Origin of the sequence: Lacibacter sp. H375, assembly GCF_037892425.1 — a bacterium.
Taxonomy (GTDB): Bacteria; Bacteroidota; Bacteroidia; order Chitinophagales; family Chitinophagaceae; genus Lacibacter.
Genome location: NZ_JBBKTT010000001.1, coordinates 4,343,229 through 4,364,266 on the forward strand (window position 1 = coordinate 4,343,229; position 21,038 = coordinate 4,364,266).

Here is a 21,038-nt window from a genome sequence, read left to right on the forward strand (position 1 = left end):
GCATGCAACGAAGACTCTTTCTACAGAAGGTTGGTTTACTAAGTTCATCGCTCATGGCAGCGCCCTATCTCAGCTTTGGAGAAACAAAAAACTCAGCAACTCCAGGACTTAAGTTTATTACCGCATCGGATGGACATTGGGGCCAGCCCAATACCAATTTTGAAACATCGCATCGTAACCTCATCGAAGCAATAGGCAAAGAAGAACATGTTGACTTTGTAGTTTTCAATGGTGATCTCATTCATGATAGGCCCGAGCTAATGCCTGATGTAAAGAAAGTGTACGATACATTGAAAGTGCCTTATTATGTAGCAAGGGGTAACCACGACAGAGTAACTCCGGAAACCTGGCTGCAATTATGGAAACAGCCCGAAGATTTTGCTTTCGTTTCAAAAGATAAACATGGTATCATCTTACTCAACTGTTCCAATGAAGCCGGCAAATATCTTTGTGCAAATGTTGAGTACGCAAAATCAAAGCTGGAAGAATTTAAGAATTTACCACAGGTATTTCTCTTTGTTCATATCTCTCAAAATACCTGGACACAACATGGTGTTTCCTGTTCTGAATTGCTGAATACCATTGCTGCATATCCTAATGTAAAAGCTACTTTTCATGGACATGATCATGATGTAGATGGCATTATGCTTTACAAGAAAAAACCATTCTTATGGTCGGGGCATTTCGGTGGAAACTGGGGCAACCCCTTCCCTTCGTACCGAGTATGTGAAGTTGCTGAAGATGGCAAAACAGTTACCTTTCTCAAAACAGTTAAAGACGGCACTGTTTTAAACAAGCATAGTCTATAATTGAATGATTAACATCATTTCATTTCTTAACCACCTAACAGTGTTGGCTTTGCAGCTTTCAATTTCTTCAATCGTTCTTCTGTTGTTTTGATCCTGTTCTTATTAAAACACAACCGTGCTTTCCCAACAGGAGAAACGGCATTGATCCCTGCAAGTCCCTGCACCATCCATTTCCCATTCTGCCGGTCACGTGCATGCCAATTGTCTTTCTGAATTTTCCCGGCAGGAAAAATATATTGATCGGCTGATTTGATCAGATGATAACTATGTGGGTAAGCAGTTACAGCTGCTGCCCAATCGTAAAGTGTTTGTAATTGTTTGGAGGTTGCAGGATCGATCACATAAAAAGTTATTCTGTCGTTTTCTTTCACCTGCAGCAAGGCAGCCACATGATAATTCCACAACTGGTTTAACCCACCAATATGATTACGCAGAAAATAACCACTGAACACCCAGCCTTTGTAGTTGGGAACCGCCCACGCATCTAACAACACACAAACCGCATCAGCTCTTGCTTCGCAATTGTTATGCACATCATGCCATTTAAAGAGAGGATGGTGTTGAAAAAATGTAAACAGTTTCTCGGCTTCTTCTTTTGTTACGTATGCATCTGGATTTGTAGTATCAGATAAGAGATAATCAAAAAGTGTAGGAACTAAAACTTCATCCATTCCTATGAAGGTACGAATTTGAGTTAGGATAACGATTTAGTACTTATTGCTTTTGTAATCTGAACTCGATATTCACAGACCCCTGCATCTGCAATTCAACAGTTGAGCCTGTGAATTTGGTGACCTTAAACTTGCTCTTTGTTTCACCATTATAAGCATTTACAGAATTGATAAACTCTACACTGATCATTTGAGTGGCTTCATCAAAACTCCATGTGCCACTCCTTGTATAATCTCTTGTGGCTTCAGGTATGTATTGAATAGAAGAGCATTGCTGATTAATTACGTTGAGATACTTCGAATGGCGATAAGCTTCTTTCCAATCGAATGCAGCTTCTTTCAACTCCAGGCCATAGTCAATCAACTGATTCCATACGGTGTCACGCATAAAAATAGTTCGGGCACAATCGCCGCTTACAACACCCACTATTGAACCGGGTGATTCATAATAAGCACAGTTCACCTGCGACAGAAATGATTTACCCAAACTGCTGTTGTTGACGCAGTAAATTTCATTGATGGTAGTATACTTTGTATAATCTATACTTGTCCACAAGCCTTGGGCATTCGTAGAATCAGGACCAGCCTTTGTAGCTGTGATCTTCCATTTACCTTTAAGATCAGTAATGGTGGCAGGTGGCTGGTCCGGGTTGTCGCCGTTTTTCTGACATCCCAAAAAAAGGGCAACGAGCAAAAGCAATAAGAGATTATTTTTCATGAACGATGTATGGATTATCTACTAAAATACAAATTAAAATGATTTGCTAAAGACAGGTCAGCCACACAGTCTAGAGCTTTAACAATCCTGCCTTATACAATGTACTCACCGGTTTATTATCCCAGAACAGTTCAAAATCTTCAAGCCCCTGCTGTTCATAATCGTCTTTTATTTCCTGCATGCTAAGCAGTTTATCTTGTTGCACAGAAAGTTTTGGCAGGAGTTGCAGCAACCACTCTCCTTTTACGGTATCAGTATTGATGGTAATGTTTTCTTTTTTTGTTGCGAAGGTTATCTGTAACACTTCCCAACTGTTTCCTTTTTTTGATTTAGTGATCACCTCCGATTGAAGCACCGTTCCCTGGAATAAAGCTTTGGCAGCAGGTTTAAACAATGGAATTTCATCGTCGAGCAGCACATTCACAATATGATCAGCAGCAACAGTTGTCTTTGGCACTTTCACATCGAACCATTTTTGCAAAGGATCATCTAAACACAGACCCTGCATATAGTTGAACAATGATTTCTTCAAACCAAAACTGAAACTTTCATGATCGGCGCCTGTTTCATCAATATGCTCCACATCATTATCAGCAAATAAAATGGCCACTTCTTTTGCTTTCTTTACTTTGAAGTGTTCTGGGTTCATACCAACCGGACTATGAGCCGTCATTGCAAACTGGTGCCAGAAAGCAGATTGTAACACGCCTGTTTTAAACATTTGCCGCACCATCTCCAATGAATCAATGGTTTCCTGCGCTGTTTGCGTGGGGAAACCATACATAAGATAAGCATGAACCATAATACCAGCTTCGGTAAAATGCTTGTTCACTTTTGCTACCTGCGCAACAGTTACACCTTTATTGATAAGTGCAAGTAAGCGGTCACTTGCTACTTCCAGCCCGCCGCTTACTGCGATACATCCGCTTGCTTTTAACAGCAGACAAAGATCACGGGTGAAACTTTTTTCGAAACGCACATTCGTCCACCAGCTCACAACTAGTTTTCGTTTAATGATCTCTAAGGCAAGTGAACGCATCAATGCAGGAGGTGCTGCTTCATCAACAAAATGGAAACCATTATTGCCAGTTTGTGCAATGATCTCCTCCATGCGGTCGCATAAAAGTTTTGCAGCAATGGGTTCGTAGAGTTTAATATAATCGAGAGAAATATCGCAGAAAGTACATTTCCCCCAATAGCAGCCATGCGCCATGGTTAATTTATTCCAACGACCATCGCTCCACAAACTATGCATGGGGTTCACCACTTCAATAACTGAAATGTAATCGTGCAGTAACAGATCGGTATAATCAGGTGTGCCGACTTCAGTTTGTTTATAGTCTTTACAGGAACTATTGTTGATATAAGTAACTGATCCATCATGTAATAAAAATGTTCGTTTCAATTGTGTTGCATCAATTTCACCTGCAATGAATTTCAACAGTTGTTCGATGGGTGCTTCACCATCATCAAGTGTAATAAAATCGAAGAACTCAAATACACGTGCATCTTTTAGTGAACGCAGTTCTGTATTTGGGAACCCACCACCCATCGTTACCTTGATGTGCGAATGATTCGCTTTGATCCATTGTGCGCTTCTGAACGCTGCATACAAATTGCCGGGAAAAGGAACAGATATGGCAACGAATTTCGGTTGTACATTTTCGATATAATGTTGCAGTCGATCAATTAATAGCTCATCAACAAGCGTTAAAGGTTTGTGCAGCTCTGCATACAATTCGTCAAAGCTATTGGCACTTCGTCCCAAGCGTTCTGCATAGCGACTGAAACCAAAATGTTCATCCACACATTCTTTAATAAGATCGGCAAGGTCTTCGAGATAAAGAGTAGCAACATGTTTGGCTTTATCCTGCAAACCCATCGCACCAAAAGCCCAATGAAAATCAGTAAGCTCAGCAAACCTTCCTGCTTCAGGCAATAAGTTTCGTGAAGCAATCAGGTGCGCAATAGTTGGATTTTTTCCCTGCAGAAACAAAACTACATCATCAATACTTTTTATATACTCTTCTTTCAAAGCCAGCATACGTTTGGCGTTGGCAGAACAGTTTTGCACATCAGGAATGGATGCAAATATTTTTGATAACCCTTTCTTTGAAAACAGTTGCAGCGTCACTTCAATACCAAGATCACATTGAAAAGAAGATATACCTTTTGTATTGAGAAAACCTTTCAGGTAGGCCGTTGCAGGATACGGCGTATTTAGTTGTGTAAAAGGAGGCGTAAATAAAAAAACCGTTGCGTTCAAATGTGGCGATTAATCTGCAAACGTACAGGAAATTTTTCTTCCATAAACCCCGGATGCTTAGGCTTTCCAGGTAGAGAGCAATTGTTTTGCTTCTGATTTAATGGTTGGATCGTCTGCAGCAGTGTTGGGCAAACGCAACAGATGATTGAGCGTTTCAATGGCTTTTGCTTTTTTGTTGTTACGGTGATAAGCTTTTGCCAGTTCAAGATAGTTCAACACAAATTCGGGGCTCAACGCTTTTACTTTTTCGTAATAATATACTGCTGAGTCGAGTGAGTTTTTTTGCAATCCACCAAAGAATACTTTTACAGCAGCCTTCTCCATCCCGTTCAAATTACTTACTTCGTAATGCCAGCGGGCTATCACAAACAGTGCTTTAAAATTTTGTGGATTATAAGTAAGTGCCCTGTCTGCATAATTCTTGATCTCACGAACGTATTCTACTTTTTCCTTCCCGTTTTTGAGTAACGACATTCGTGCATAAGCGAACGACATGGCTACATTGGCATCACTGTCTTTTGGATTCACCCGCAATGCACGTTCAGCATAGATCTTTGCGGCCTTATAAAAATCCATTTGCTTTTCTTTCGTTGACTGACGACGGCCAATGCGACTGGCCAATTCGCTGCAACGTGTTAATCCATGCAAATGGGTTGGTTGTTGTTTGATCACTTCTTTAAACTTCTGGTAGGCTTCTTCTTCTTTTAATTGCCGCTCGAGCATATCGCCTTGCCTCACAAGTTCTTCAACCGACTGTGCAAATGAAACACCCATAAATATGAGCGCAGTAAAAAAAACAAAAATGACTTTCTTCATGTGATCCGGTTAAAATGTTTTGTGCAAGGTTATGCCGGTTTTACCCTGAAAGTTTTCAATGGGTGGCGAACACTTATCAATTTCCACCTTTATTTCCATAATAACGGGAAAACGGGTCTTAATCGTATCACAAATATCCTGCGCCACTGTTTCTATCAGACTGCTTTTCTGCATCATTCGTTGCTTTACTATCTCAAACAGAGCCACATAGTTAATGGTTTGCTCAAGCGAAATTATTTTTCCTTCGGGCTCATAATACACAGAAAGATTTACTTCAAAGGGCCCACCGGTTCTATCTTCTCCTGCATATAAACCATGATGTGCATGAAATTTCAACTCTTTTAAATGAACAGCTATCATATACCGAAAATAAAAAAGTCCCGCTGTATCAGCAGGACTATCTTTTAACAACAATAAAATTAAACAACTCCTTTTGCTGATAAATAACGTTCAGCATCCAACGCAGCCATACAACCACTACCTGCAGCAGTTACCGCCTGCCGATAAATTTTATCCTGCACATCACCACCGGCAAACACACCTTCAACATTTGTTTTAGATGTACCGGGAATCGTTTTGATATAACCGGCTTCATCCATATCAATAAATTCTTTGAAAATGGCTGAGTTAGGCTCGTGACCAATGGCCACAAAGAAACCTTGAACAGGTATTACCGATTCTTCATTGGTTTTATTGTTCAACACCTTCATGCCATCTACTTTATTATCACCAAGTATTTCAAGTGTTTCAGTGTTCCAGTAAACTTTAATGTTCGGCGTGTTCATTACACGATCCTGCATTACTTTACTTGCACGCATCGCATCTTTGCGAATCAGCATATGCACAGTAGAACAAAGTTTACTGAGGTATAATGCTTCTTCTGCTGCAGTATCACCAGCACCAACAATGGCTACTTCTTTTCCACGGAAAAAGAAACCATCACAAACAGCACATGCACTTACACCATAACCGTTGAGACGTTGTTCACTTTCAAGTCCCAACCATTTAGCACTTGCACCTGTGCAAATAATCACGCTGTCTGCTTCAATCAGTTTTTCATCATCAATCCAAACTTTATGTGGTGTGGAACTGAAATCAACTTTTGTTGCCAATCCGTAACGGATATCGGCACCCATTCGGGCTGCCTGCTTTTCAAAATCAACCATCATTTCAGGGCCTTGTACGCCTTCTGCATAACCCGGATAGTTTTCCACTTCTGTTGTAATAGTCAACTGTCCGCCGGGTTGAATTCCCTGGTATAAAACAGGCTTCAGGTTCGCCCTTGATGCATAAATAGCGGCTGTATAACCTGCAGGACCTGATCCAATAATCAAACAATGTACTTTTTCTGCTGCTTCCATATTCGTCTTCAAATTTTTAAGTCGACAAAAATAGTCCTATCCATCCAATTGAAATGTAACCGTGGTTACATGCGCAGCTGGTGTGGATAATTAACGGGGAATAATAACCGTAGTAAACTGGTTGGCATACCCGCCAAAATAACCCAATGCTCCATTACTGATATTGCCCAATATTTTGGTGGGAGAAGAAAAAGGATTGCCGATACTCTGGTAACTGAATTCTACAGTTCGCCAGAAATCGAATGTGGCTTTATCAATATTGCTGAATTTTACCGTAACTGTATCACCTTTTTTGAAAAATCCATACTCATCAAAATCAAGATCGGCATTACGATCGATGCCACGGTCAACATCAACCATGTAAGTTGTACCATTCACAAACGCATCATCAAATACTGAGTTAAATCCGGGCAAAAAAGGCTCGCTGTTTACTTTTGTGAAATAGCGTGCATAGTCGCCGAAAGGCTGCGGGTCTTTTACTTTTGCCCTTACCACTATCTTTTTACTTGTATCAGGCGTATTAGGCGCTTTCACCCACCATAATGAATCAATTGTTTTTCTTATCTGGGGAATATTGGTTGTTGCATTGTATTCTTTTTGTTGCCAGATAATACGAAGCTGGTACTGCTTGCCCAATTCTCCTTTTATGACCGTTAAAGGATTGGCAGGATCGCTGCTGTAAAAACTGAAGGGAATCGTAGTGCCAGGCACAACGCCATCGTACCTGCGGAGTTGATGGGTTGTACTGCCACAGGATATATATACCTCAGCATCTTTCACCAAAGAATTACTGATCACATCGGCTGAAACTTTTGAAAAATAGTTCAGGCTTTTCGTAAGGATCACAACCGGATCCCGCCCGTTTTCAATAGATGCGTCAACAGTGAGTAACTGAGCGGCGTCTTTCAGGTCAAAATCTACTTTCTTTTCACAACCCAGCAATAAAAGGAACAAACTGCTGAGCAATACAAGTCGTTGCATAATCAAATTTACGAGAGGATAAGATGTGATGCGCATGAAGGATATGCTAAATATACCTCAACTCCCTTCCGGCTTAAACAAAAACCCCGACACTAAGGCCGGGGTTTGATACTTAATACCCATTATAGTTAATTTCCGAGATAGCTCTTCAGCGCATTGCTGTAGCGGGCTTTCTGTAAACGTTTGATCGCTCTTTCTTTGATCTGGCGGATGCGTTCTTTGGTGAGATCGTATTTCTGACCGATCTGCTCAATGGTTACACCATTTTCGCCATCTAATCCAAAATAAGCATTTACGATCTCAGCTTCACGTGGGCTGAGTGACTTCAACACACGACGAATCTCGTTACGCAAAGAATCCTTCATTACATCCTCATCAGTATCATCGCTGCCTTCAAGCAAATCGCCCATTGCTACGTCTTCTGCTTCGTGTACAGGTGCATCTAAAGACGTATGACGGGTATTGCTTTGGAAGATATTGTTGATTTCTGTTTCGCTCATTTCAAGAATATCAGCCAGCTCTTCAGTTGAAGGCTCACGCTCATGTTCCTGTTCAAACGCCATATAGGCCTTGTTTGCTTTGTTGTAAGTACCGATCTTATTTTGTGGCAAACGCACCAAACGACCCTGCTCAGCCAATGCCTGCAGAATTGATTGACGAATCCACCAAACAGCGTAAGAAATGAATTTAAACCCTTTGGTTTCATCGAAACGTTGAGCGGCTTTGATCAAACCGAGGTTCCCCTCATTGATCAGATCACTTAACGATAAGCCCTGATGTTGATATTGCTTGGCAACTGATACCACGAAACGAAGATTCGATTGTACCAATTTATCCAAAGCTCGCTGATCACCCATTTTAATTCGCTGCGCAAGAGTTGTTTCCTCCTCGGGCGTAATCATGGGGATCTTTGATATTTCCTGTAAATACTTCTCAACCGCTTGTGAATCACGGTTGGTAATCTGAGTTGCAATTTTGAGCTGCCGCATATTAAATTCCTCTTAATTGTTTGAAACGTTACTAAGACAGGGAAAATCGACCGGGAGTTGGGAAAATCTCGTTAAGAATCCACTGTAACCGTCTGCAAAGTTAATCATCAATCGCCGTTTTTCATAGCCCATGTGCATAATTGCGGCTCATGTAGGCATCCTTGTATCGTTTGCGGCGGAAACTTAACATTGATAAACAACAATTTAAAGGCTCAGAAAGTTTATTTTCAGACAATAATTTTACATAAACGGTTAACTTGCAAATGCAATAATTAATTGATATGGAATGGATTGATTTAAGAAGTGATACAGTAACAAAACCCACAAGGCAGATGAAAGACGCCATGTGGCAAGCCGAGCTTGGCGATGATGTGTTTGGTGAGGATAGCACTGTTAATAAGTTGGAAGAAACGGCTGCAAAACTGTTTGGAATGGAGGCCGGATTGTTCTGTCCATCAGGCACAATGACCAACCAAATTGCCATAAAAATGCACACCCAGCCCGGCGATGAAGTGATCTGTGATGAACTGAGCCATGTTTATCAATACGAGGGCGGCGGAATAGCTTTCAACTCCGGGGCTTCCGTGCGTTTATTACAAGGCGATCGTGGGCGAATAAAAGCGAATCATGTTTTGGATGCTATAAATAACCGTGATGATGTGCATAAAGCCATTTCAAGCTTGGTGGTCCTGGAAAATACCAGCAATCGTGGCGGCGGCAGCTGTTATGAGCTTAATGATATCAAAGCTATAAAAGATGTGTGCAAGGCTAATAACCTTATTCTTCATCTTGATGGCGCCCGCCTTTTCAATGCTTTGGTGGCAAAACAACAATCGGCCAACGATTACGGCCAGCTGTTTGATTCAATTTCGATTTGTTTGAGTAAAGGACTTGGCTCGCCTGTTGGCAGTGTATTGCTGGGCACAAAAGAAAAGATCAAAAAAGCAAGACGTATCCGTAAAGTGTTTGGCGGTGGTATGAGACAGGCAGGGATCGTTGCTGCAGCTGGGTTATATGCTTTAGAACATCATGTGGATAGACTGGCAAAAGATCATCACCATGCAAAACTGATTGAAGAAACATTACTAAACAATTCCATTGTTGAAACGGTAATGCCGGTCGAAACCAATATTGTTATTTTCCGTGTAAAACAACATGTGAATGCCGATGAGCTCGTGGTAAAGCTGAAAGAAAAAGGCATTCTATGTTTTACAATGGGTAAACAGCAAATACGTTTTGTGTTACATCTTGAAGTAACAGAAAGCATGGTTCAACACACGATTGAATTACTTCAAAAAATTTAAAACCCCGGCGTGTGCCGGGGTTCACAATTTCGATCAATTTAAAATTATCATTTACCATCAGTACGGGCAGCTTGTTTATTCTGCGCAATAAAGTACTGCTGAATCATGTCGTTCATAATATTCACCGTTTCACCAAGGTGAATATCGTTTTTAAGCCTGTTGATAAACGCTTTATTACGTTCTTCTTTAGTAGTAACACCTTTAATAGCTGCAAGATCAGCCTCCAGGTTAGATACCTCTAGTGGCGCACTGAGTTTAATTAATGAATCTATTGTTTGAATAGTACTGCCAAGCGTTTTCTTTTCCTGGCGGAACTTATCGATCTTCAAAGAGAAATGCTTGTCATCATATTTCGATAACCAATCGCTTTTTTCTCCAATCAGTTTAAATGAAGGGCTTTGACTGACACGTTGTTTGCTTTGCTGAACAATGTAATTAAAATCAAAATCAGATTTCCATACTTTGTATTGCGCACTACCGATCTCATCCCATGTTAAAGCAAATGGCTCATCTTTTTCACGAAGCTTGAGATATTCGTACTGATCAGGAAGGACAATATCAGGCACTACACCTTTCAATTGTGTGCTTGCACCTGTAACACGATAGAATTTTTGAAGTGTCAATTTGATATTACCGAGTTCAGATGGGTTATTACTTGTCCAGCTTGCACGATCCAATTCAATGTTACGCTGCACTGTTCCTTTACCGTAAGTAGACGTGCTGCCTACAACCAATCCACGTTTGTAATCCTGGATTGCTCCGGCAAAAATTTCAGAAGCTGATGCACTGAATTCGTTTACCATTACTGTAAGCGGGCCATCCCACAACACATTCTTATTTCTGTCACGAAGAATGGTTGGTGATTCATCTCTGCTCTTTACTTGCACTACCGGACCTTCTTCAATAAACAAACCAACCATTTCAACAGTTTCCATTAACGATCCTCCACCGTTTGTACGAAGATCAATGATCAAACCGTTTACTCCTTCAGCTTTTAATTTAATGATTTCCTTCGCCACATCCTGCGCACAACGGTTGCCGTTTGCATCCTGGAAATCGGCATAGAACGCAGGAAGAAAAATATAACCGATCTTATGATTATCTGGCCCCTTGATGATCGTACTCTTTGCACGATTCTCTTCAAGATCGATTTTTTCACGGATCATAGTTACTACCTTAATAGCACCACTTGGTTTTTTGATCGTCAGTCTTACTTCAGTTCCTTTTTTACCACGGATCAAACGCACAGCATCAGGAACTTCAAAACCGGTAAGGTCTTGTGGCTCGGCAGCGCCTTGCGCAACTTTCAATACAATATCACCTACTTGTATTTCACCCGATTTTGCTGCTGCACCTGCGGGCACAATGGTTGTGATTTTGATATGACCATCTTCTTCTAACAAAGAAGCACCAATACCGAAGAATTCGCCACCGCTCATTTGCTCATCAAAAGCAATTTTTTCCAATGGTGGTAAATAGCTTGTGTGAGGATCCATCGTTTCGGTAATACTGTTTACAAGATAGTTGAAACGATCTTCATCTTTAAAACGGTTACGGAACCGATCGAACATACGATCGAAAGTTTTTAATACTTTTTCACGTGCTTCTTTTTCCATCTGCACATTTGTCTTTGCGACAAAACCTTCTTTGCCTTTATTTTTTTCTTGTTGTTCGATAAGATCAACATAACGGTCGAGTGTATAATATTTTAATTTCAGCCGCCATGCTTCTTTGCGCTCTGCTTCTGTTTTTGCGTAAGTACGTTTATCATCATCGTCCATGTACTTTTCTTCAACAGCAAAGTCGAATGGCTTTTGCAAGATCTCCTTGTAGAGCAACGCAACTTCTTCCATCCGTTTTTTGTACACTGCATTTACAGCATAAAAAGATTCAAGACGGGCACCATGTATTTCATCATCAACCTTGGTTTCGTATTTCTTGAATTCTTCAATATCTGATTTCAGGAAATATGTTTTGTCTCCATCAAGATCCTTCAGGAACTTGGTAAACACCGTTTTTGAAAATGTATCATCGATCTTCTTAGGGTTGTAGTGCCCTTCTTCCAGAAACTCACCGATCAACTGCAGGATACGTTCAAAACGATTGGTTGGTTCATTTCGGGTAGAGGATGATTGAACGGCATAAAAAATACTGCCCCCCAGCATGAGGACCAGTATGATCAGCAAACTCTTTTTAGTAAACATATATTGGATAAAATTTGACATAAAACAATTATCGTAAAAATAACGAGAAAAGACGAGCCATTCTTGGCCGTTTATACAATTACAAGCTTTTAACAAGCTATTTGGTCAAAAGTTGTGCCCGAAAATGTTATGATTCAGGCTTACAGCGTACGTACGCTTATGATTACATGTATGATAACAGGTTGATTGCTGATAATGTCCTTTTAATTAAGGAGAAATACTGAAGTTGCTATTTGGTAAAGATGAGTAACGACTTTCCCAAAAAATAAACAGAAGTCGGGATGACTGGATTCGAACCAGCGACCTCTTCGTCCCGAACGAAGCACGCTACCGGGCTGCGCTACATCCCGAATGGGATATAAAATTATTTATTTTTTGCTTGAATGATAAACACTCCGGGCACAGGTCGCTGCCCTTCTTTATCACTTGGCTTTATGGTCTCTTTACCGTTTACCAGCATGCAACTACTACCGCCACCATCGAGGTTTAATGCTTCCATGCAACCAAGATCGAGTAAGAGTTTTGCGAGCTTTGGTAACGATGCTCCTTCTGCAATACCGGGCATACGACCCTGTACAACAAGTATGATGAGTTTACCATCTGCAGTATACCCCATAGCTGTCCGTGGATGTTTATCATCTATGGCTTTGCCTGTGAACATCCTTTCTTCGTTGTTGCTTATAAAAATCTTTCCATTTTGAATTAGCGCCGGACCACCTGCAATCGCTGTTTGCATTTTCCATTTATGGAATCTTCGTTGGGATTTGTTAGTATGTAGCTGATACGTGTATTGAAAGGACTTGATTGGGTATGAAAAAAAAGGAAAAGAGTCTTTGATTGAAGTGAGTGGTTGCTGTGATGCGTATGAATACTTCGCAATACTATCGGTATACAACCATGCCACATCAGCTTTTCTTTTTTTATTGATGCCAATGGCTGAACGAAATGTATGCACGTACATCAACGTGTCCCTTCCCTTCAATGCTGCTGTGTGTACATTATACGAAACAAGTTTTCCATCTTTGATCACTGCATTCAAATTCCTGTTGCTCGCAAAATCAAAAAAAGTTCCGTTCACCACCAGCAATGGCTGTTTGTTCTTTTCATAAAACTGTTGTGGTGTAAAGCGTCGTTTGTAGGTTGTGTCAGTAGTAAAATTCAGTTTCCTGTCTTTCAAATCAGCAATTAGATAGTAAGCAATATTGGGCTTCCCTTCAATTGTATCATTTGTGGTATATACATGAACTGATGAAGGCAATGATCCAAAAAGAGAATCAACATTCTTCCAGTGAACCTGTGCCAAACAAAAAGGAGCAGTGATGATGTACAACACTGCTCCAAGGAATAATTTCTTCATAAAAGATCTATGCAATAAAGTTTGCTTTCTCTTCTTCCCATTTGGCTTTACCATAACCCGGAATCACATGCTTTTCGCTGTGATAGCTTGACCGTACCAACGGGCCACTTTCCACATAATCCAAACCAATGCTGTAACCAATTTCACGGTACTCTGCAAATTCATCGGGATGCACAAAACGTTGCACAGCCAAATGCTTTTTGGTTGGTTGCAGGTACTGACCGATCGTTACCACATCAACTCCGTTATTCTTAAGATCATTTAATGTCTGGATCACTTCTTCTTTTGTTTCACCCAAGCCTAGCATGATACCACTCTTCACCCGCATGCCATTTTCTTTCAGGTACCGCAATACATCCATACTTCTCCAGTATTTTGCCTGGATACGCACCTGCCGTGTTAATCGTTCAACTGTTTCAATGTTATGTGATACTACTTCGGGATGTGCTTCAACAATGCGTTGCACATTTTCCATCTGTCCTTTAAAATCAGGTATCAGAGTCTCCAATGTTGTATCCGGGTTCAATGTTTTTACAGCTCTGATGGTATTGTACCAGATTATACTGCCACCATCTTTAATCTCGTCACGGTCAACAGAAGTAATCACCGCATGTTTCACCTTCATTAAATGAATGGCTTCAGCTACCCTTTGCGGTTCATCCCAATCAACCGGATCGGGACGACCTGTTGCAACGGCACAAAAACCACAGCTGCGGGTACAGGTATTACCCAATATCATAAACGTGGCTGTACCTTCTCCCCAGCACTCGCCCATGTTTGGACAATTACCACTTTCGCAAATAGTATGAAGTTTGTTCTTATCAACAAGATTACGAACGTGGCGGTAACTTTCACCAATGGGTAAGCGTACTCTCAGCCAATCGGGCTTCTTTAATTTCTGCTCTGCGGCAGCATCATTCACTACAATTTCCTGCATAAGTTCGTCTAAATGAGGGGCAAAGTTAGGCTACTTTCGTTTACCAAACATGAGGGCTATGTACCCGTTAAAAAACACCTGCTTATCCGGGTTTAGGAGCATGATCTGCACTTTTCGGGAATATGCTTCGAGGTTCAAACCTATTTCAATCGCAGTCACTACTTCATTGAATCGTCCGTAATCAAAACGGAGGGCTGCTTTTGCATGAACACCTGGTACAAACTTCAATTCATTCCAGCCATAACGCAAACCGGTACCCATCACAATAGTTGGAGCGGGCGCAAGAAAAAGGCTGCTATCTGCAGATGTATACTTTATATTTCGTGTACCCTCGGGGCTATTATCCTGAACCCGTACATAATACGGACGTTCAAAACCAGCTGAAATACCACCGGCATAAATAGCATGTACTGCAACACCGTTTTTATTTGTTTTACCACCCAACATGCGTTGCTGGCCATAAGACAATTTTAATTGGTAAAAGCTATTACGTTTGCCATAAACAAAGGGATTGCCGATTTGAAGAAAGCCATTATTATCTAAAATCCGATTGATCTTTTGTTCTTTGGGATGTTTTTTTTCGTTAAGTTCAAGTGCAAAAAGATTGGTGATCTTTACAGTTTTCAAATAACCTTTTTCATAAACCAATCCCCAACCATCGGTATTAAGTCGTAACCCAAACACATTTTGTTTATTGAAGACAAGCGCACCTTCTTCCTGTTGACGGATTAGATTATCAATTTTCTCTCTGCGTGCTTCTTTCTTTGCATCACGCTCTGTTCGGCGGCTGTTTTTTTCCTGCGCCACAGTTGAACTAACTATCAGAAGAAGTACAAAGCTTAGGTAAATTATTTTCACAAGCCTGAAATTAATGTTTGAATGTAAATTTACAGATTAAAACGATAGATGCGGCATTGTGGTATATTGCCGCCCAATTCCTGAACCATAAATTTAACAACATGACCTCTGCAATTGTTTACAAAGGCGAATTAAGGACCGAAGCAGAACACCTCTACAGCCATAACATTATTGAAACTGATGCCCCGCTCGACAACCAGGGTAAAGCTGAGCGCTTCTCACCAAGCGACCTTGTGGCAACCGCTTTGGGTAGTTGCATGCTTACCATTATGGGTATTAAAGCAAGAGATATGCAAGTAAATCTTGAAGGAGTAAAAATTGACATTCAAAAGCACATGAAATCGGAGCCACGCCGAATTGGTGCTGTTGATGTAACATTTCATTTTCCGTCCGATCTTCAGCTGGATGACAAACAGAAAACTATTTTACAAAATGCGGCACTTACATGCCCCGTTGCCAAAAGTATTCACCCTGAAATTGAACAGAACGTGGTGTTTAACTGGTAATTTTCATTTTTAGAATACTGTTACCAACAGCACATTGCAGACAACGCTTTGCAGCGCAGTAATTCTTTTTGAGGTAAAGTAATGCCTGCGAATCGAATGCTGATTGATGAGTTGCGCCTGCACCCTCCCATTGCTGTGTAACACTGTTTTTTTCTTTGGGCATTTGTTGCAACCATTGTATAACTTTTTCTTTTGTGCGCTCATTATGTTGCTCATCGGCATACACAAACAACAAAGGAATAACAGTATTGATGAGCAGGTTATCGATCATTGTTCTACCCAACTGCTTTTTACGAAAAGTACTTTGTTCATTTAACAGATAATGATAATGCCAGTAATCATTTGCAGTTACTGAAAACATTTTTCTGATATCATCAAGGCTCTTTGCTTCCAACACTTTTGAAAACAAATGATTTGATTGATGGATAAGCATCGCCAGCTGTGCTAACCTGATGGTTGGAAAATTAGATGGACGCATCCGCAAAAAATGAATGGGATGAGAAACAACCTTTAACTGATGTTTCTGTTGCAAAAATTTATATTCCTTCTGCAGCATGATAGGATAATCTTCGGCAAATTTTCCAGTTAGCAATCCAGCTTGCCCTAGCAGCAATGCTTCAATTTGATGTATCTGGTTTTTGTGTTTGGCTAACAATGTAACCGGCAAACTTTGAGCAATTGCTTCAAATGCTTCAGCGTTCAATGGGCTGCCGAAATTCCTTGCAAGCAGTTGCCAAAAAGCTTCTTCCCAGTGACGATTGGTTTGTTGAAGGATGTTTTGAATATGTTCATTTTTCTGCTGCAACCGCTCGGCCACCATTCTTTCCTTCCAGCTATCCCACACAATACCGTTTACCTGCTGCAACTGGTTTTCACAGGCTACAAAACTGTTTTGCTCCATCAGTTGGCCATAGTGTTGTAAAAGTGAAGATGAAATACGATTCTTTAATTCAAGAACAGGAATTGCGCTTGCAGCATTTTCGTCTTGTTCATACACCACATGCAGGATCACATTGTTGTAATGCTCATCATTCGTGTGTCCATGTTTGTGCCAATCACTTGTTTTTAGATGAAGTTCAATTGTCCCCACCCATGTAACATTATTGATGAGCAATTTTGCATGGAGAAAATCAGGACCTTGGTTTGTATTAAGTAATCCTTGTGAAATGATTTGTACAGGCTCTTGCTGAACAGTAGAAAGTTGATCACGGTTAAAGTATAGGTGCTGCCAGATGAATTGCAGCAGGTGTTCGTTCATAAGCAGCAAATTGAAAAATTGACGATTGGTTAAGTTGAAAATTAAACAAAGTCTTTTGAATTATCAATACTGCTGATAATAAGATGAGCAACTGAATATTCAGTACCCCACTTTCAAATTCACGAATTTTCAAATTCCATAATCGCCTTCATCACCCTGCTCACGGGCAATCCCATCACGTTATAGAAATCTCCTTTTACACGTTTAATACCAACCACACCGATCCATTCCTGGATGGCATAAGCGCCGGCTTTATCGTAAGGCTTGTATTTGTTAACATAAAATTCGATCTGCTGTTGACTGAGCCTGTGAAATTCAACTTCTGTAATATCAGCAAAAGCCATTTCAGTATCATCACGCATCAACACCACACCCGTGATCACCTGGTGAACCTGGCCAGATAGTTCAGTTAATATCTGTATTGCATTTTCTTTGCTTGTAGGCTTACCGATCACTTTTCCATTCAATACCACAATGGTATCAGCAGCAAGGATCAAACGGTCGTGACTCAACTCTTCTTTTACCGCCAGTGCTTTGTTGCGTGCAATGTACACTGGCACTTTTTCAATACCTAATGAAGCCGGATACATTTCGTCAGTATCCTTCACCATTACATCAAAAGGAATTTCTGCCCATTCGAGCAACTGTTTTCGCCTTGGCGATTTTGAAGCAAGTATGATCCGTTCCATCAGGCAAAAAATTTAAACAACACCATGGAGACTATTCCGGTGAAGATCACAGCTTTTATCCATTTGCTTAATGCAGCAAAATCTTTTGTTTGTTTTGCATTAAACAACAGGTACAAACAATAGGCAGCAGGCAATATGATCAATACGAGATTGTATGCCGCTGCAATCCACATTTTAAATTGCAGTACGTAGAAAAAAACAATGAGTAACAACGTGAGCAAGATCACCAGCCAAATGCTGGTAAATACTTTCGAGAACGATACACCCCACACAATGGGCATGGTTTTACAACCGTATTTCGCATCACCGTCCATATCTTCAATATCCTTCACCACTTCACGTATAAGTGTAATAACAAATGCAAAACTTGAATACATAATAGCAAGCCTCAATAATTTTTGATGTGATCCCGGTTGTACAGGATGCATCAGGTGAAAACTTTGCTGCACCGTTAATAGATACACTACAAACACCACCCAGGCTGTAAGCAATGAAATAAGAATATTCCCGGTCAATAATTTCTTTTTAAACGTCGTGCTGTAAAACCAAAGTACAAATACACAACCCATATTGGCAAAACCAATGATCCAGTTGCCATTTTGCAAACCGATGTAAAAACCCATCAACACACCCGCAAAAGAAAAGAAGAGATGAAAGAAAATTGCCCAGCGCCTGCTGATGCTTCGATCAACCACCATACGACCGGGTTTATTTACCAGGTCAATGTTGAGATCAAAATAATCGTTGATAACATAACCGGCAGCTGCAATAAATACAGAAGATAGACAAAGGATCAAAAACAATTGATCATACTCCCTTGTCATGTAGAGGTTCCCAAAAAGTACAGGCTGTGCCACGCAATAGAAAAACAACAGCTGTGTTAACGCAATAAAAAGGAGATTGGGCCAGCGAATCAGTTTAAAAAAATCGGCGAGGGTCTGCATCAGTTAATTTGTACGGTGAAGATAAGTTGGAATTGGGGAATAAGTTAAGAGTTACAGGTTATGAGTGAAATGCAAGGCCACCAGTAACACATAACCCACACCTAATTTTACTATAGTGAACTTAATCCTGCTGCATCAACCGCCCATGCATCATTTAGCTTTAATACTTTTTCAATTACTTCACGCACACAACCTTTGCCGCCGTTGATGGTTGAAATAAATGTTGATACTGCTTTTATTTCCGGCACTGCATCAGCGGGGCAAGCCGAAAGCCCCACCAGCTTCATCACTTCCAGGTCAGGAATATCATCGCCCATAAACAGGGTTTCTTCCCATTTCAAATGATTCGATAATAGAAACTGCGCCAACACTTCTTCTTTATCCTTTACTTTCATAAACACATTGCGTACGCCGAGGTATTCCAGGCGCTCTGCGCAGGGCTTACTGACGCTGCCCGAGATCACTACAACGTTATAACCTTTCTTCACAGCTAACTGTAAGGCATAACCGTCTTTAATATTCATGGTGCGTACATATTCATTCCCTGGCAGGATCATCAATGATCCATCGGTGAGCACACCATCCATGTCAAATACAAAAGTTTTAATACTGGAAAAACGTTCGAGCAGGTTCATACGTAGTTGTTGCGGCCGAAGTTCTTACTTTTTTCGATACAGCCTTCTTATGCTTTCCGAAAGTTCGTGGTAAAGATCCTGAAGATGCTCATCGATCTCCAACAGCAACAAATGCTTTTTAATGGTTTCCTCATCGCCCCTGCGTGCCGGACCTGTTTGCATATCCACTGCACGACCCTGGGTTAAGCGGCAGGCAACTTCAATAATAAGTGGATGCAGCAATTTAAAATCAAGATGACGGTCTTTGCAATAATCCTCAGTCAAAGCATATAAATGATTGGTGAAGTTGCTCACCATCACTGCTGCCAGGTGCATCTTTAATCTTGTGTCATCATCGGCGGGTTGTACGTTATCGGAAAAGGAAGCAGCAAAATCGGCCAGTAACACATTTACTTCATCAGAATTTCCATCAACCAGAAAAGGAACAGGCGGTATAACGATCATTTCTTTACGCAGACTTTGCAAAGGATACAGCACGCCATAATTAGGGGAACTGTTTCGCAACACGTCTTTGTTTACACTGCCGGCAGTATGCACCAATATCTTCCGTTTCAAATGCAACTGTTTTGCCAGCTCAGGAATTGCAGTATCAGTTACCGCCATGATACAGATGTCTGCTTCTGCAGTAATATCTTCTAACGAACTAATGGCTTTTGCATTTACTTTGGCAGCAAGCACTTCAGCATGTGCAGCATTTCTACTCCACACCTGCGCAATTGTGTGATCTGCTTTTTTGATCATTTTAGCAAGCACAGTGGCGGTATTGCCCGAACCAAGAAGAACAATGTTCATACAATGCAACAGTTAATGAAACGGAAGAAGTAATTTGCAACAAAGTAAAACAGTATTACCGAAATATGAAACTCGCCCAGAAATTAGTGATCGGTTATTACAAGGCAAAGCTGAAACTGTTCGCCAAACTATCAAAACGCAAAGCAGCTGAAAAAGCATTCGAACTATTCTGCACACCTTATATATCGAATAAAAAGAAGGCCCCGGCGGTTTTTGATAAAGCAGAGAAACTGCATTTGAAATTTGAGAACTACCAGTTAGTGGGTTATCGTTGGAATCATCCGCAACCTAAAAAAGCTCTCATTCTGCATGGCTTCTCTTCTACTGTAAAAAAGTTCGATCACTTTGTAATGCCTTTGGTGAAGAAAGGTTATGAAGTAATTGCGTTTGATGCTCCGGCACATGGCGACAGCAGCGGCAAAACCATCAACGGTTTCCAGTACAGGGATTCGATTAAAGCTGTGTATGAAAAATTCGGCCCTATTCATTCATTTATTGCACATTCTTTCGGCGGATTGGCCCTTTCACTCTTTATGGAAGAACTGGAATACCAGGAAAATAAAAAGCTGGTATTGATTGCGCCTGCAACAGAAACCGAAAGTGCCATCAACAGCTTTGCTTCATTCTTAAAAATAGATGATGATGTAAAAGAAGAAATGCGGAGGATCATTTTTGAAAAAAGCGGAAGAACGACTGACAAAATATCCATTTTTCATGCGGCTAAAAATATCAAAGCAGAAGTGTTATGGATACATGATGAAGAAGATGATGTTACTCCTTGGACGGATGCTGAAAAAATTCAATTGGACAATCATCCCAACTTTCAATTCATGCTTACCAAAGGTTTGGGGCACCGACGAATCTATAGAGACAATAAAGTGAAGAGGGCGATTATGGAGTTTTTGTAAGTTGTCACTACTACTTTTACTTAAGCCAATGATGT

The 21,038-nt window shown here is 40.7% G+C and carries 21 protein-coding genes and 1 tRNA gene; 4 read left to right on the forward strand and 18 right to left on the reverse strand.

The window, feature by feature from the left end:
- Positions 1 to 2: 2 nt before the first annotated feature.
- Complete coding sequence (locus WG954_RS18585; RefSeq protein WP_340438334.1) at positions 3 to 809, forward strand: metallophosphoesterase family protein; 807 nt, start codon at positions 3 to 5, stop codon at positions 807 to 809.
- A 26-nt stretch (positions 810 to 835) separates the two neighbouring features.
- Here the strand turns inward: WG954_RS18585 and WG954_RS18590 are convergent, their stop codons facing one another.
- From WG954_RS18590 to WG954_RS18625, 8 genes are all read right to left on the reverse strand, one after another.
- The gene (locus WG954_RS18590; protein ID WP_340438335.1) at positions 836 to 1,480 is read right to left on the reverse strand and encodes a protein-glutamine glutaminase family protein; all 645 of its coding nucleotides are present in this window, start codon (positions 1,478 to 1,480) and stop codon (positions 836 to 838) included.
- A gap of 43 nt (positions 1,481 to 1,523) precedes the next feature.
- On the reverse strand, positions 1,524 to 2,198 hold the full coding sequence (locus WG954_RS18595) for a hypothetical protein (protein WP_340438336.1): 675 nt from the start codon (positions 2,196 to 2,198) through the stop codon (positions 1,524 to 1,526).
- Positions 2,199 to 2,268: 70 nt separating this feature from the next.
- Complete coding sequence (locus WG954_RS18600) at positions 2,269 to 4,464, reverse strand: B12-binding domain-containing radical SAM protein (RefSeq protein WP_340438337.1); 2,196 nt, start codon at positions 4,462 to 4,464, stop codon at positions 2,269 to 2,271.
- Between the two features lie 57 nt (positions 4,465 to 4,521).
- The gene (locus WG954_RS18605; RefSeq protein WP_340438338.1) at positions 4,522 to 5,280 is read right to left on the reverse strand and encodes a tetratricopeptide repeat protein; all 759 of its coding nucleotides are present in this window, start codon (positions 5,278 to 5,280) and stop codon (positions 4,522 to 4,524) included.
- Positions 5,281 to 5,289: 9 nt separating this feature from the next.
- Positions 5,290 to 5,640, reverse strand: coding sequence for a dihydroneopterin aldolase (folB, locus tag WG954_RS18610; protein ID WP_340438339.1), 351 nt, complete (start codon positions 5,638 to 5,640; stop codon positions 5,290 to 5,292).
- Positions 5,641 to 5,699: 59 nt separating this feature from the next.
- Positions 5,700 to 6,641, reverse strand: a complete 942-nt coding sequence (gene trxB / locus WG954_RS18615; RefSeq protein WP_340438340.1) for a thioredoxin-disulfide reductase — start codon at positions 6,639 to 6,641, stop codon at positions 5,700 to 5,702.
- 90 nt (positions 6,642 to 6,731) lie between these two features.
- A complete protein-coding gene (locus tag WG954_RS18620) occupies positions 6,732 to 7,622 on the reverse strand; it encodes a DUF4249 domain-containing protein (RefSeq protein ID WP_340438341.1) in 891 nt (296 codons plus the stop codon).
- A 128-nt stretch (positions 7,623 to 7,750) separates the two neighbouring features.
- The gene (locus WG954_RS18625) at positions 7,751 to 8,611 is read right to left on the reverse strand and encodes a sigma-70 family RNA polymerase sigma factor (protein WP_129132464.1); all 861 of its coding nucleotides are present in this window, start codon (positions 8,609 to 8,611) and stop codon (positions 7,751 to 7,753) included.
- A gap of 281 nt (positions 8,612 to 8,892) precedes the next feature.
- Between WG954_RS18625 and WG954_RS18630 the strand changes: the two genes are divergently transcribed.
- Positions 8,893 to 9,915 (forward strand): threonine aldolase family protein, encoded by a 1,023-nt coding sequence (locus tag WG954_RS18630; RefSeq protein WP_340438342.1) that lies wholly within the window; start codon positions 8,893 to 8,895, stop codon positions 9,913 to 9,915.
- Between the two features lie 47 nt (positions 9,916 to 9,962).
- Here the strand turns inward: WG954_RS18630 and WG954_RS18635 are convergent, their stop codons facing one another.
- From WG954_RS18635 to WG954_RS18655, 5 genes are all read right to left on the reverse strand, one after another.
- Positions 9,963 to 12,119 (reverse strand): carboxy terminal-processing peptidase, encoded by a 2,157-nt coding sequence (locus tag WG954_RS18635; protein ID WP_340438343.1) that lies wholly within the window; start codon positions 12,117 to 12,119, stop codon positions 9,963 to 9,965.
- Positions 12,120 to 12,395: 276 nt separating this feature from the next.
- Positions 12,396 to 12,469, reverse strand: a tRNA-Pro gene (locus tag WG954_RS18640).
- Between the two features lie 14 nt (positions 12,470 to 12,483).
- Positions 12,484 to 13,476, reverse strand: coding sequence for a phosphodiester glycosidase family protein (locus WG954_RS18645; protein ID WP_340438344.1), 993 nt, complete (start codon positions 13,474 to 13,476; stop codon positions 12,484 to 12,486).
- Positions 13,477 to 13,483: 7 nt separating this feature from the next.
- Positions 13,484 to 14,413, reverse strand: coding sequence for a lipoyl synthase (gene lipA / locus WG954_RS18650; RefSeq protein WP_340438345.1), 930 nt, complete (start codon positions 14,411 to 14,413; stop codon positions 13,484 to 13,486).
- Between the two features lie 30 nt (positions 14,414 to 14,443).
- Positions 14,444 to 15,220: a hypothetical protein gene (locus tag WG954_RS18655; protein WP_340438346.1), complete on the reverse strand. Its 777-nt coding sequence runs from the start codon at positions 15,218 to 15,220 to the stop codon at positions 14,444 to 14,446.
- A 152-nt stretch (positions 15,221 to 15,372) separates the two neighbouring features.
- Between WG954_RS18655 and WG954_RS18660 the strand changes: the two genes are divergently transcribed.
- Positions 15,373 to 15,777, forward strand: coding sequence for an OsmC family protein (locus WG954_RS18660; protein ID WP_340438347.1), 405 nt, complete (start codon positions 15,373 to 15,375; stop codon positions 15,775 to 15,777).
- Here WG954_RS18660 and WG954_RS18665 read toward each other — a convergent pair.
- The 5 genes from WG954_RS18665 to WG954_RS18685 all read right to left on the reverse strand — a co-directional run bounded on the left by WG954_RS18665 (position 15,767) and on the right by WG954_RS18685 (position 20,095).
- Positions 15,767 to 17,035, reverse strand: a complete 1,269-nt coding sequence (locus WG954_RS18665; RefSeq protein WP_340438348.1) for a DUF2851 family protein — start codon at positions 17,033 to 17,035, stop codon at positions 15,767 to 15,769. The genes WG954_RS18660 and WG954_RS18665 overlap by 11 nt on opposite strands.
- A 119-nt stretch (positions 17,036 to 17,154) precedes the next feature.
- Complete coding sequence (locus WG954_RS18670; RefSeq protein WP_340438349.1) at positions 17,155 to 17,724, reverse strand: Maf family nucleotide pyrophosphatase; 570 nt, start codon at positions 17,722 to 17,724, stop codon at positions 17,155 to 17,157.
- Entirely contained in the window at positions 17,724 to 18,668 is a 945-nt protein-coding gene (locus WG954_RS18675; RefSeq protein WP_340438350.1) for a geranylgeranylglycerol-phosphate geranylgeranyltransferase, read from the reverse strand. The genes WG954_RS18670 and WG954_RS18675 overlap by 1 nt, the downstream gene beginning before the upstream one ends.
- Positions 18,669 to 18,778: 110 nt before the next feature.
- On the reverse strand, positions 18,779 to 19,303 hold the full coding sequence (locus WG954_RS18680; RefSeq protein WP_340438351.1) for a KdsC family phosphatase: 525 nt from the start codon (positions 19,301 to 19,303) through the stop codon (positions 18,779 to 18,781).
- A gap of 24 nt (positions 19,304 to 19,327) precedes the next feature.
- Positions 19,328 to 20,095 (reverse strand): Rossmann-like and DUF2520 domain-containing protein, encoded by a 768-nt coding sequence (locus tag WG954_RS18685; RefSeq protein WP_340438352.1) that lies wholly within the window; start codon positions 20,093 to 20,095, stop codon positions 19,328 to 19,330.
- Positions 20,096 to 20,160: 65 nt separating this feature from the next.
- Between WG954_RS18685 and WG954_RS18690 the strand changes: the two genes are divergently transcribed.
- Positions 20,161 to 21,003 carry an alpha/beta hydrolase gene (locus WG954_RS18690; protein WP_340438354.1) on the forward strand — a complete coding sequence of 281 codons (843 nt, stop codon included), beginning with the start codon at positions 20,161 to 20,163 and terminating at the stop codon, positions 21,001 to 21,003.
- Positions 21,004 to 21,038 lie beyond the last annotated feature (35 nt).

Coding starts and splice junctions, on each gene's coding strand:
- WG954_RS18690 (WP_340438354.1), top strand. CDS start 20,161: ATGAAACTCGCCCAGAAATTAGTGATCGGTTATTACAAGGCAAAGCTG.
- WG954_RS18670 (WP_340438349.1), bottom strand. CDS start 17,724: ATGGAACGGATCATACTTGCTTCAAAATCGCCAAGGCGAAAACAGTTG.
- WG954_RS18590 (WP_340438335.1), bottom strand. CDS start 1,480: ATGGATGAAGTTTTAGTTCCTACACTTTTTGATTATCTCTTATCTGAT.
- WG954_RS18585 (WP_340438334.1), top strand. CDS start 3: ATGCAACGAAGACTCTTTCTACAGAAGGTTGGTTTACTAAGTTCATCG.
- WG954_RS18635 (WP_340438343.1), bottom strand. CDS start 12,119: ATGTTTACTAAAAAGAGTTTGCTGATCATACTGGTCCTCATGCTGGGG.
- trxB (WP_340438340.1), bottom strand. CDS start 6,641: ATGGAAGCAGCAGAAAAAGTACATTGTTTGATTATTGGATCAGGTCCT.
- WG954_RS18630 (WP_340438342.1), top strand. CDS start 8,893: ATGGAATGGATTGATTTAAGAAGTGATACAGTAACAAAACCCACAAGG.
- WG954_RS18645 (WP_340438344.1), bottom strand. CDS start 13,476: ATGAAGAAATTATTCCTTGGAGCAGTGTTGTACATCATCACTGCTCCT.
- WG954_RS18660 (WP_340438347.1), top strand. CDS start 15,373: ATGACCTCTGCAATTGTTTACAAAGGCGAATTAAGGACCGAAGCAGAA.
- WG954_RS18665 (WP_340438348.1), bottom strand. CDS start 17,035: ATGAACGAACACCTGCTGCAATTCATCTGGCAGCACCTATACTTTAAC.
- WG954_RS18620 (WP_340438341.1), bottom strand. CDS start 7,622: ATGCAACGACTTGTATTGCTCAGCAGTTTGTTCCTTTTATTGCTGGGT.
- folB (WP_340438339.1), bottom strand. CDS start 5,640: ATGATAGCTGTTCATTTAAAAGAGTTGAAATTTCATGCACATCATGGT.
- WG954_RS18680 (WP_340438351.1), bottom strand. CDS start 19,303: ATGAACCTGCTCGAACGTTTTTCCAGTATTAAAACTTTTGTATTTGAC.
- lipA (WP_340438345.1), bottom strand. CDS start 14,413: ATGCAGGAAATTGTAGTGAATGATGCTGCCGCAGAGCAGAAATTAAAG.
- WG954_RS18605 (WP_340438338.1), bottom strand. CDS start 5,280: ATGAAGAAAGTCATTTTTGTTTTTTTTACTGCGCTCATATTTATGGGT.
- WG954_RS18685 (WP_340438352.1), bottom strand. CDS start 20,095: ATGAACATTGTTCTTCTTGGTTCGGGCAATACCGCCACTGTGCTTGCT.
- WG954_RS18625 (WP_129132464.1), bottom strand. CDS start 8,611: ATGCGGCAGCTCAAAATTGCAACTCAGATTACCAACCGTGATTCACAA.
- WG954_RS18675 (WP_340438350.1), bottom strand. CDS start 18,668: ATGCAGACCCTCGCCGATTTTTTTAAACTGATTCGCTGGCCCAATCTC.
- WG954_RS18595 (WP_340438336.1), bottom strand. CDS start 2,198: ATGAAAAATAATCTCTTATTGCTTTTGCTCGTTGCCCTTTTTTTGGGA.